The 10,994-nt window shown below is 65.6% G+C and carries 9 protein-coding genes; 6 read left to right on the top strand and 3 right to left on the bottom strand.

What is annotated here, in order from left to right:
• The coding region (locus tag P775_RS14800) for an ATP phosphoribosyltransferase regulatory subunit (RefSeq protein ID WP_180287449.1) at positions 1-637 on the bottom strand (637 nt) is incomplete at its 3' end.
• 351 nt (positions 638-988) lie between these two features.
• On the opposite strand from P775_RS14800, the gene P775_RS14795 reads away from it, so the two are divergent.
• A complete protein-coding gene (locus P775_RS14795; RefSeq protein WP_099911718.1) occupies positions 989-1,189 on the top strand; it encodes a SlyX family protein in 201 nt (66 codons plus the stop codon).
• A 17-nt stretch (positions 1,190-1,206) separates the two neighbouring features.
• Here P775_RS14795 and P775_RS14790 read toward each other — a convergent pair whose 3' ends face one another.
• A complete protein-coding gene (locus P775_RS14790) occupies positions 1,207-1,767 on the bottom strand; it encodes a hypothetical protein (RefSeq protein WP_099911717.1) in 561 nt (186 codons plus the stop codon).
• Positions 1,768-1,971: 204 nt separating this feature from the next.
• Positions 1,972-5,472 (bottom strand): DNA polymerase III subunit alpha, encoded by a 3,501-nt coding sequence (gene dnaE / locus P775_RS14785; RefSeq protein WP_099911716.1) that lies wholly within the window; start codon positions 5,470-5,472, stop codon positions 1,972-1,974.
• A gap of 322 nt (positions 5,473-5,794) precedes the next feature.
• Here dnaE and P775_RS14780 point away from each other — a divergent pair, with 322 nt between their 5' ends.
• The 5 genes from P775_RS14780 to P775_RS14760 all read left to right on the top strand — a co-directional run.
• Positions 5,795-6,172 carry an ArsR/SmtB family transcription factor gene (locus P775_RS14780; RefSeq protein ID WP_099911715.1) on the top strand — a complete coding sequence of 126 codons (378 nt, stop codon included), beginning with the start codon at positions 5,795-5,797 and terminating at the stop codon, positions 6,170-6,172.
• On the top strand, positions 6,162-6,632 hold the full coding sequence (locus P775_RS14775) for an SRPBCC family protein (protein ID WP_099911714.1): 471 nt from the start codon (positions 6,162-6,164) through the stop codon (positions 6,630-6,632). The genes P775_RS14780 and P775_RS14775 overlap by 11 nt, the downstream gene beginning before the upstream one ends.
• 180 nt (positions 6,633-6,812) lie before the next feature.
• Positions 6,813-8,198 carry a xanthine dehydrogenase small subunit gene (gene xdhA / locus P775_RS14770; protein ID WP_099911713.1) on the top strand — a complete coding sequence of 462 codons (1,386 nt, stop codon included), beginning with the start codon at positions 6,813-6,815 and terminating at the stop codon, positions 8,196-8,198.
• 97 nt (positions 8,199-8,295) lie between these two features.
• On the top strand, positions 8,296-10,722 hold the full coding sequence (xdhB, locus tag P775_RS14765; RefSeq protein WP_099911712.1) for a xanthine dehydrogenase molybdopterin binding subunit: 2,427 nt from the start codon (positions 8,296-8,298) through the stop codon (positions 10,720-10,722).
• 93 nt (positions 10,723-10,815) lie between these two features.
• Positions 10,816-10,994, top strand: a 179-nt coding sequence (locus P775_RS14760; RefSeq protein ID WP_281256093.1) for an XdhC family protein, incomplete at its 3' end; no start/stop codon positions are given.

Below are 10,994 nucleotides of genomic sequence, written 5' to 3'. Positions count from 1 at the left end.
CCTCGGAGCGCAGCCCGATCACCGGCCCCGCCGCTGCCATCGGATCGCGTGCCGCCAGCAGCGCCGCTCGCGTCGGCGGCACCGCAGAGCGGCCGGAAAACCGCTCGATCAGCGCGCGAAACCGCTTGGGCCGCCAGATGTGGCGCATCAGCGCCGCCCGCCGCCGCTCAGAGGTCTCAAGCCCCTGCACTGCCGCCAGCAGAATGCCCATGTCCCCCGTCGCCGCGCGCAGCCCATAGGGGCGCAACACCTCGGAAAACAACGCGAACACCTCGGCATCCGCCGCCGCCGGGTCGCGCCCGTCAAACACCTCATAGCCGACCTGCAGATATTCGGACGCCCGCTCGGGATGATCTTCCTGACGGCGGAACACCTCGCCGGAATAGGTATAGCGCGCGGTTTCCGCCCCATGCGACATGTGCATCTGCACCACCGGCAGGGTGAAATCGGGCCGCAACATCTGCTCACCCCGGCCCGGGTCCTGGGTCACATAGGCGCGCGCGCGGATATCCTCACCATAAAGGTCCAGAAACACCCGTGCGGGCTGCAGGATCGAACATTCGACCGGCTGCCCTCCCGCCGCCTCAAAGGCGGCGCGCAGCCGTGCCGCTTCGGCGCGTTGCAAGGCGATGTTCATGATCTTCCCCCCGCCCGGACCTGCACGGCCCGGCCCGATCCGGCCCATACAGCGGGGCACGACGCTTTTGGATGGTGTCGGCACGCATCAGGGCTACATTTCCAATAGGGGCTGCGACGGGTCTTGGCCATGGTCCGTTCCACTCCGGCTCTGCTGCGCCGCTCCTCTATCCGCTCCCACCGCGGGGGGCAAGCACAGCCCACCGCTTCCCCGGTTTCATCTGCCCCCAAATATCCTCGGGGGGGCCTTGCCTCGGGCAAGGCGGGGGGCAGACAGCCCCCCTCCGACCCCTCACCCCGTTGCGCCAGCGGCACAGGCGCAGTATGCCACCCCAAACCCCGGAGGTCCCCCATGCCCGACACCCAACTCGAAGAACGCATCGCCCATCTCATCCGCGCGGTCGAGGATCTCAGCGACACTGTCGCGCGTCAGGACACCGAAATCGACCGCCTCACCCGGCGGGTTGAAATGCTGATGCGCCGCGAGGCGGGACGCGAGGCCGAGGCGACAGGCGGCGTCGTGCTGGGCGACGAAAAGCCCCCGCATTACTGACCCCTCCCAGCTTGCGCTCAGTCTCCGCTCAGATCCGCCGCCAGCACCGCGCCGTCATGGACCAGCATGGTCTTCCAGCGGGGATTGCTGCCAAAGGTCTCGTAGATGCTGACAAAGGCGGTGTTGCGCTCCAGCCGCCCAATGCGCGCACCGCAAGGCGCATCCGCCCCCACGCCGCAGATCTGCGCCTTCAGCACCTCATAGGCGGTATCGGTCCCGGACCGCGGCACCGTCTCGGACGGCCGCCCATAGCGCAGCCTCTCGAAATCGCTCGGCGCGCTGAAAATCACAAAAGCTGCGGTGAACTGCCGCGCACAGCCATCGTCAAACCCGGTCAGGAAAAAGCTGCGCGCACGACTGCCCCCCGGCTCGGAATCATAGAGCGTATAGCCCCCTCCGCCCGCGGGATAGCGGGCAACCTGCTTGCCCAGCGCCCGGGCGGGCGTGCCGCACTGCCGCGCAAGCCTGCCGTAGGGCAGCACCTCTCCCGGCCCCACCTGCACATAATCGACCGCCTCTTCGGACAGCGCGCCGCCCGACGGCCCCGCGCCACAACCCGCCAAAAGGCACAGCGCCACCAGCGCGCCGACTCTTGTCTTCCGCTCAGATGTCCCTCCGACAGAATTTCGCAAGCCAGCCCCCCGGTCAGTGTGTTTCAACGGCCTTATGCCAGACCCTCGCAGGCCCCCGCCACCGATGCCGCCCCGCATCGGCGCGATCCGGCCCGGCCACCGGCATAAAGGCGCACAGCGACAGGCCCGAATAGGCCACAGCGGGGCGGCTCAGAACTCCTCGACCGCCAGAATGCCGTCCAGCGCCTTGATCGCACCCTTGATCTCGGGGGTGACGGGGAAATCCTGGTTCAGATCCAGCTCAACCTCTCCCGGCAGGCCCGCATGGGACAGGCACAACCGCACCGGCCCGCGCCCGGCCCGGGGCAACCGCTCTGCCGCAAGGTTCAGCACCGATGCGATGTCCGGCAGGGCCGCCGCCGTATCGAGCCGGATCAGCATCCCCGCCGATCCCGCATCAGCAATCGCCACATCCATCGGCGCCACGGACCGGCCCAGCAGTTTCAGCTGATCACTCTCCAGTGTCGCCTCGACCGTCACGACCACCTTGGCGCCGGTCTCCAGAAAGTCGCGCGATTTCTCCAGCGTCTCGGAAAACAGCGTGACCTCATAGGCGCCCGTTGTGTCCGAAAGCTGGGCAAAGGCAAACCGGTTGCCCCGCGCCGATTTCCGCTCCTGCCGTCCCGCGACAACACCCGCCAGCTTGGCAATACAGGCCCCGCCCTGCACCTTGTCCAGCAGCTGATCCAGAGTCAGCACACCCTTGCGTTTCAGCGGCGCCATGTAATCGTCCAGCGGATGGCCCGACAGATAGAACCCGATCGCCTTGAATTCCTCGCTCAGGCGCTCGGCGGGCAGCCAGTCGGTGACCCGCGCCAGACGCGGCTCGGGCAGATCGTCGCCGCCCTCGCCGAACAACGACACCTGATCGGACGTCTTCTGCTCCTGCACCGCCGCCGAATAGCCCACCAGCGATTCCAGCGACTCGAACACCCGCCGCCGGTTCGGATCGAGCATGTCGAACGCCCCAGCCCGTGCCAGCATTTCCAGCGGCCGCTTGCCCACCCGTTTCAGATCGACCCGCCGCGCCACGTCAAACAGGTTCACAAACGGCTTGTCAGCGCGTCCTTCGACCACCAGCCGCATCGCATCGGTCCCGACGTTCTTCAGCGCGCCCAGCGCATAAACCAGCGCGCCCTCCGCCACGTCGAATGTCGCCTGCGAGCGGTTCACACAGGGCGGCACATAGCCCAGCTTCAGCCCCTTGCGCACCTCTTCGAAATACACCGCCAGCTTGTCGGTCAGGTGGATATCGCAGTTCATCACCCCGGCCATGAACTCGACCGGGTGGTTCGCCTTGAGCCAGGCCGTCTGATAGCTGACCACCGCATAGGCCGCCGCATGGGATTTGTTGAAGCCGTAATTGGCGAATTTCTCCAGAAGGTCGAACACCTCCCGCGCCTTCTTGGGCTCCACCCCCTTGGCCTTGGCGCCGCTCTCGAACTTGGGGCGCTCGGCGTCCATCGCCTCCTTGATCTTTTTACCCATGGCGCGGCGCAGCAGGTCAGCGCCGCCAAGGCTATAGCCCGCCATTTCCTGCGCGATCTGCATCACCTGTTCCTGATAGACGATGATGCCTTGGGTTTCCTCAAGGATATGGTCGATCAGCGGATGCACCGACTCCAGTTTCTTGAGGCCGTTCTTGACCTCGCAATAGGTCGGGATGTTCTCCATCGGGCCGGGGCGGTACAGCGCCACCAGCGCCACGATATCCTCGATACAGGTCGGCTTCATCCGCTTCAGGGCATCCATCATGCCCGAACTTTCCACCTGAAACACCGCCACCGTCTTGGCCGCCGCATACAACTTGTACGACGCCTCATCATCCAGCGGGATCGCCCCGATATCGTCAATCGCCACCTCGGGCGGCTGATACAGCTCGGTCCCATCCGCCGCGATATGCAGATGCCGCCCGGATTTCTTGATCAGATCCACGGCGTTCTGGATCACCGTCAGCGTCTTCAGACCCAGAAAGTCGAACTTGACCAGCCCGGCCTGTTCCACCCATTTCATGTTGAACTGCGTCGCGGGCATGTCCGACCGCGGATCCTGATAGAGCGGCACCAGCTCGTCAATCGGACGGTCGCCGATCACAACCCCGGCAGCGTGGGTCGAGGCATTGCGCAACAACCCCTCAACCTGCTGACCATAATCCAGCAGCCGCGCCACCACCTCTTCCGATCGCGCCTCTTCACGCAGGCGCGGCTCATCCGCCAGCGCCTTCTCGATGGACACGGGCTTGACCCCCTCGACCGGGATCATCTTGCTCAGGCGGTCCACCTGCCCATAGGGCATCTGCAACACCCGGCCAATGTCGCGCACCGCCGCCTTGCTCAGCAAAGCACCAAAGGTGATGATCTGCCCCACCTTGTCGCGGCCGTACCGCTCCTGCACATAGCGGATCACCTCTTCGCGGCGGTCCATGCAAAAATCGATGTCAAAGTCGGGCATCGACACCCGTTCCGGGTTCAGAAACCGCTCGAACAGCAGCGAATAGCGCAAAGGATCAAGGTCGGTGATCGTCAGCGCGTAGGCCACCAGTGACCCGGCACCAGACCCCCGCCCCGGTCCCACCGGAATGTTGTGATCCTTGGCCCATTTGATGAAATCCGCAACGATCAGAAAATAGCCCGGAAACCCCATCCCCTCGATGATGCCCAGCTCAAATTCCAGCCGTTTTTCATAGTCCTCGACCGAGGCGGCATGCGGGATGACGCGCAGCCGCTCGACCAGACCTTCCTTGGCCTGACGGCGCAGCTCGACCACCTCGTCATCCGCGAACTTCGGCAGGATCGGATCGCGCCGATACGCCATAAAGGCACAGCGCCGCGCAATCTCGACCGTGTTGTCCAGCGCCTCGGGCAGATCGGCAAACAGCGTCGCCATCTCTTGCGGTGACTTGAAATAATGCTGCGGCGTCAGCCGCCGGCGTGGTTCCTGCTGATCGACATAAGCGCCCCCGGCGATGCAGATCAGCGCATCATGCGCCTCATACATCGTGGTCTTGGGGAAATAGACATCATTGGTCGCAACCAGCGGCAGACCCATCGCATAAGCCATCTCGATGAACCCACGCTCGCAGGCGCGCTCATTCTCGGGCAGGCCGCCCTCCCCCGGATGCCGCTGCAATTCCACATACAGACGATCCGCAAAAATCTCGTGCAGCCGCGTCATCAGCGCCTCTGCTGCAGTGTACTGCCCCTGCTGCAGCATCAGCCCCACCGGCCCCTCCGGCCCGCCGCTCAGACAGATCAGCCCCTCGCCATGTTTCTCAAGATCAGCCAGCGTCACATGCGCCAGCTGCCCGTCCCCGCGCAGGTACAGGCAGGAATTCAGTTTCATCAGATTTTCATAGCCGCGCTCGTTCTGCGCCAGCAGAACCACCCCGGCAGGCTCGCGCACCCGCTCACCCGGCTGCGGATCGACAAACCGCAAGGACACCTGACAGCCGATGATCGGCTGCACCCCCGCATCTGCGGCGGTGACGGAAAATTCCAGCGCCGCAAACAGGTTGTTGGTATCGGTCACCGCCACCGCAGGCATGCCCATGGACTCGCACAGCGCGGGCAGCTTCTTCAGCCGCACCGCCCCTTCCAGCAGGGAATATTCGGTATGGGTGCGCAGGTGAATGAATCGGGGATGTGTGCTCATGCCCGCACAATAGTTTTCACCGCCCCCGGGCGAAAGACCCAAGATGCCCGCCCCGCTCCCGTCGGCGTTAACCCGTCGTGAACGAACACCCCGTCCGCCGCGTTAATCCCGCCCCGGCCCCTACGGCAGCCATACGTTTTCCATACGGCTTCCAGATGCGTTCCATATCGCCGAATCCGCTTGTTTCATGGGCCTTAACCCGTCGATTCGCGCCCTACACCGACGCAACCCCCGCAGCCGTTGCGCAGCCTGTGGCGCAAAACCTAGCCGTGTGGCTAAGTTTTTACTTGACGAAACACCCGCCCCATAGAAACCTCGCCCTATGGAAAACAATCTCAGCACCTTCTTCTCTGCCATCTCTGATCCGACCCGCCGCGCCGTGATCGAACGTCTGTCCCAAGGTCCCTGCGCCGTCAGCGAACTGCACGCCCCCCACGCCATTGCCCTGCCCACCTTTCTCAAACATCTGGGCGTGCTGGAAAAATCCGGCCTCGTGCGCTCTGTCAAACAGGGCCGCGTGCGCACCCTGCACATCGACTCCGCGCCGCTGGCACAGGCAGAACACTGGCTGCATCGCCAGCGCCAGATCTGGGAGTCCCGCATCGACCGGCTTGACGCGCTGGCACAGACCCTGCCCCGAACACCCCCCTCTGAAATCCCGCAACTCTCAGGAAACAAAGGCGCCAACCATGATCCCTGACATCAATCCCGAAACCGATCTGCTGCTGGAACGCAGCCTGAAAGCCACCCCCGCACAACTCTGGCGCTGCTGGAGCGAACCCGCGCTGCTCTGCCAGTGGTTCTGCCCCGCCCCGTGGACGGTCACCTCGGCCGAAATCGACCTCCGCCCCGGCGGGCGGTTCAACACGGTGATGGCAGGACCCAATGGCGAAGTTGCGCCAAACAGTGGCTGCCTGCTGGTGGTCGACCCCGAACGTCAGATCAGCTTCACCGACGCCCTCGGCGCGGACCACCGCCCGACCGGCAGCGGCTTCATGACCGCCCATTGCACGTTTGCCGCGATCCCCACCGGCACCGCCTATCGCGCGCTGGTCCTGCACGCCTCACCAGAGGCCAGAAAACAACATGAATCCATGGGGTTTCACGCCGGATGGGGCACCGCCACAGACCAGCTTGACGCGCTGGCCCAGACGCTCTGAGCGCGGCCCATAATTCAGGCGCGGCCCTGCCCCCCCGCGCGGAGCGGCGCACTTTTCCCTTGCCAATACCGACACCCGCCGCCTAGCCTTGTCTTCGGACATACGAAGACCTGCGCATCCTCTACGCCGCATCGAGGGCGCGCAGTCAGGGTCATTTCAGTAAGGCGGCAGGTTTTCAGTATGGATATCACCTTTCTTCTGAACGGAGAGAGTGTTGAGATCAGGGAGGTCGCTGCGACGACCACCCTGCTCGACTGGCTGCGCGAAACACGCGGGCTCACCGGCACCAAAGAGGGCTGCAACGAAGGCGATTGCGGTGCCTGCACGGTGATGGTCACCGACCGCTCCGGCGCGCGCGCGCTCAACGCCTGCATCCTGTTCCTGCCCCAGCTCCACGGCAAGGCGCTGCGCACGGTCGAAGGTCTGACCGCCCCCGACGGCACGCTACATCCGGTGCAGCAGGCAATGATCGACCACCATGGATCGCAATGCGGCTTCTGCACGCCGGGCTTCGTGGTCTCCATGGCCACCGCCCATGCCAATGGCGATACAAACCACGACGACGCGCTGGCCGGCAACCTTTGCCGCTGCACGGGCTACGCCCCGATCATCCGCGCGGCAGAGGCCGCCCAGAATGCCCCCATCCCCGACTGGATCGCGCAAGACGGCGAAGATATCGCGCCCGACACCGCCCCGAAGGCCGAAACCGGCACCACTCACGCCCCCGAAACCGCCGACGCCCTCGCCACCCTCTACGCCGAACACCCCGACGCCACGCTGATCGCCGGGGCCACAGATGTCGGCCTCTGGGTCACCAAAGGCCTGCGCGACCTGCCAAAAACCATCTTTCTGAACCGCTGCCGCGACCTGCAGCAGATCACTGAAACCGACAACGGCACCCGCATCGGCGCGGGGGTCACCATGGACCGCGTCCTGACCCTGATGCGTGCCCTGCACCCCTCTTACGCCGAAATGATCCGCCGCTATGGCTCAGTGCAGGTCCGCGCCGCCGCCACCATCGGCGGCAACATCGCGAACGGCTCGCCCATCGGTGACAACCCTCCCGCCCTCATCGCGCTAAACGCGACGCTGCACCTGCGCCACGGCGACACCCGCCGTGAGCTGCCCATCGGGGATTTCTTCCTCACCTACGGCAAACAGGACCGCGCCCCCGGCGAGTTTGTCGAGGCGGTGACCATCCCCCGCCAGCCAGACCGGCTCAGGGTCTACAAACTCTCAAAACGCTTCGATCAGGATATTTCCGCCGTCTGCGGTGCCTTCAACATCACGGTCGCGGACGGCATGGTTACCGCCGCCCGCATCGCCTTTGGCGGCCTCGCCGCCACCCCGAAACGCGCAACCCGGGTGGAATCCGCCCTCATCGGCCAGCCGTGGACCGAAACCACCCTCACCAGCCTGCGCGACGCATGGGAGGATGACTTCCAACCCCTCTCCGACATGCGCGCCAGTGCCGCTTACCGCCTGATCACCGCGCGCAACCTGCTCACCCGCTACATGCTCGAAGACCTCGACACCCACACCTCCGTGCTGGAGGTGATGCCATGACCCCCTCCCTTCATCTGCCCACAAATATCCCGGGGAGCGCGAGGGGCTGGCCCCTCGCTGCGCGCCGCCAACCACAGGCACACCGCGGGGGCAAATCATGACCGTCGCAAAACCCCTCCCCCACGACGCCGCCCGCCTGCATGTCACCGGCGCCGCGCGCTATGTGGATGACATCCCCACACCAACCGGCACGCTGCATCTGGCCTTCGGCATCGCCACCATCGCCGCCGGACGCATCACCGAAATCGACCTCGCGCCTGTTCAGTCCGCCCCCGGCGTTGTCGCCGTCCTTCAGGCGCGCGACCTGCCCTTTGCCAATGATGTCTCGCCCTCGGCCCATGACGAACCCCTGCTCTCGGGTGGTACGGTCCACTACCTCGGCCAGCCGGTGTTCCTCGTGGTCGCGACCAGCCACCTCGCCGCCCGCAGGGCCGCAAAACGCGCGCAGATCACCTATCAGAAACGCGACGCCATCCTGTCCTACGAGGATGCGATGGAGGCCGACAACCGGTTCGAGGACGGCCCCCGCATCTGGGAAAAGGGCGACGCCGGCGAAGCCATCGACACCGCCCCGCACCAGATCGAAGGCCGCATCGAGATGGGCGGACAGGAGCATTTCTACCTCGAAGGTCAGGCAGCCCTCGCCCTGCCGGGCGAAGACGGCGACATGCTGGTGCACAGCTCGACCCAGCACCCGACCGAGATCCAGCACAAGGTGGCCGAGGCCATCGGCCGCCCCATGCACGCCGTCCGCGTCGAAATCCGCCGGATGGGCGGTGGCTTTGGCGGCAAGGAGAGCCAGGGCAATGCGCTGGCCGTCGCCTGCGCCGTCGCCGCGCGCCTGACCGGCAAGCCCTGCAAGATGCGCTATGACCGCGACGATGACATGATCATCACCGGCAAACGCCATGATTTCCGCATCGACTACCGCGCAGGCTTTGACGATGCCGGTCGGCTTGCCGGGGTGGACTTTGTGCAGATGACCCGCTGCGGCTGGGCGCAGGATCTGTCGATCCCCGTGGCCGACCGCGCCATGCTGCATTCCGACAACGCCTATAACCTCGACCACGCCCGGATCGAAAGCCACAGGCTCAAGACCAACACCCAAAGCGCCACCGCCTTTCGCGGCTTTGGCGGCCCGCAAGGCATGCTGGGGATCGAACGGGTGATGGACCACGTGGCCCATACCCTCGGGCGCGACCCTCTCGCGGTGCGTCGGGCGAATTACTATGCCCCGAGCGTCGCAGGGGGGCTGCCTGCCCCCCACGCGGCCAAGCCGCGCCCCCCCGAGGATATTTCGGGGCAGATGATGCCAGGTGAGGATCTGACCTCGCGCGGATCTGCGGGCGAGGTGCCTGAAGGTCGGGCGATCGAGGCGCCCGAGGGCGTTCAGACCACCCCCTATGGCCAGCCGGTCGAAGATTTCATCCTGCACGAGATGACCGACGCGCTGGAGGCTTCTGCCAATTACGCCGCGCGCCGCGCGAATGTGGCCGCGTGGAACGCCGCCAACCGGGTGCTGAAACGCGGCCTCGCCCTCACTCCGGTGAAGTTCGGGATTTCCTTCACCCTCACCCATCTCAATCAGGCCGGCGCGCTGGTGCATGTCTATCAGGATGGCTCGATCCACATGAACCACGGCGGCACCGAAATGGGACAGGGTCTGTTCCAGAAGGTGGCGCAGGTCGCCGCGTCGCGCTTTGGTGTGCCGGTTGAGGCGGTCAAGATCACCGCCACCGACACCGCCAAGGTGCCCAACACCTCGGCCACCGCCGCCTCTTCGGGATCGGACCTCAACGGCATGGCGGTCAAGGCCGCCTGCGACACCATCCGCGACCGCATCGCCGATCTGCTCGCCGAAATGCACCAGACCGACGCCGCCGCGATCCGCTTCGAGAATGGCGAAGTGCACGCAGGCGGCAAAACCTACAGCTTTGCCCAGGCCACGACGCTGGCCTATGAAAACCGCATCAGCCTCTCTGCCACCGGCTTTTACAAGACGCCCAAGGTGGAATGGGACCGGATCCGGGGTCAGGGCCGCCCCTTCTTCTACTTCGCCTATGGCGCGGCCTGCTCCGAAGTGGTTGTCGACACGCTCACCGGCGAATACCGCATCCTGCGCACCGATATCCTGCACGACGCCGGCGCCTCACTGAACCCCGCGCTCGACATTGGCCAGGTCGAAGGCGGCTTTGTTCAGGGCGCGGGCTGGCTCACCACCGAAGAGCTGGTCTGGGATGGCAACGGCGCCCTGCGCACCCATGCGCCCTCGACCTACAAGATCCCCGCCTGTTCCGACCGCCCCGCCGTCTTCAACGTCGCGCTCTGGGACGGCGCAAACCGCGAGGATACGATCTACCGTTCCAAAGCCGTGGGCGAGCCGCCCTTCATGCTCGGCATCTCGGTCCTGATGGCCCTGTCCGATGCGATCGCCGCCTGCGGCACCGCCTATCCCGCGCTCGACGCCCCGGCCACGCCGGAACGCGTCCTTGCCGCCATCCAGCGGGTGCGGGATGCGGACTGACCCCCTGCTTCTTCTCTTCCTCAAATACGCCCGCCGGAGGCGTCCGGCCGTGCCGCCGGCGCGACGCTCGGGCTTTGGCACGCGGGGCCAAGCATGAGCTTTGACCTCACCGCCCTGCAACACGCCGTCGAAACCCATGGCGTGGTCGCCCGCGTGGTGATCGCCGCCGTGGCGGGCTCCTCCCCGCGCGAGGTGGGGGCCGCGATGCTGGTCTGGGCCAATGGCACGACAACCGGCCAGTCCGGCACCATCGGCGGCGGCGCGCTGGAATA

The organism is Puniceibacterium antarcticum (assembly GCF_002760615.1).
Lineage (GTDB): Bacteria > Pseudomonadota > Alphaproteobacteria > Rhodobacterales > Rhodobacteraceae > Puniceibacterium > Puniceibacterium antarcticum.
This window is presented reverse-complemented; position numbering and strand designations above follow the sequence as displayed.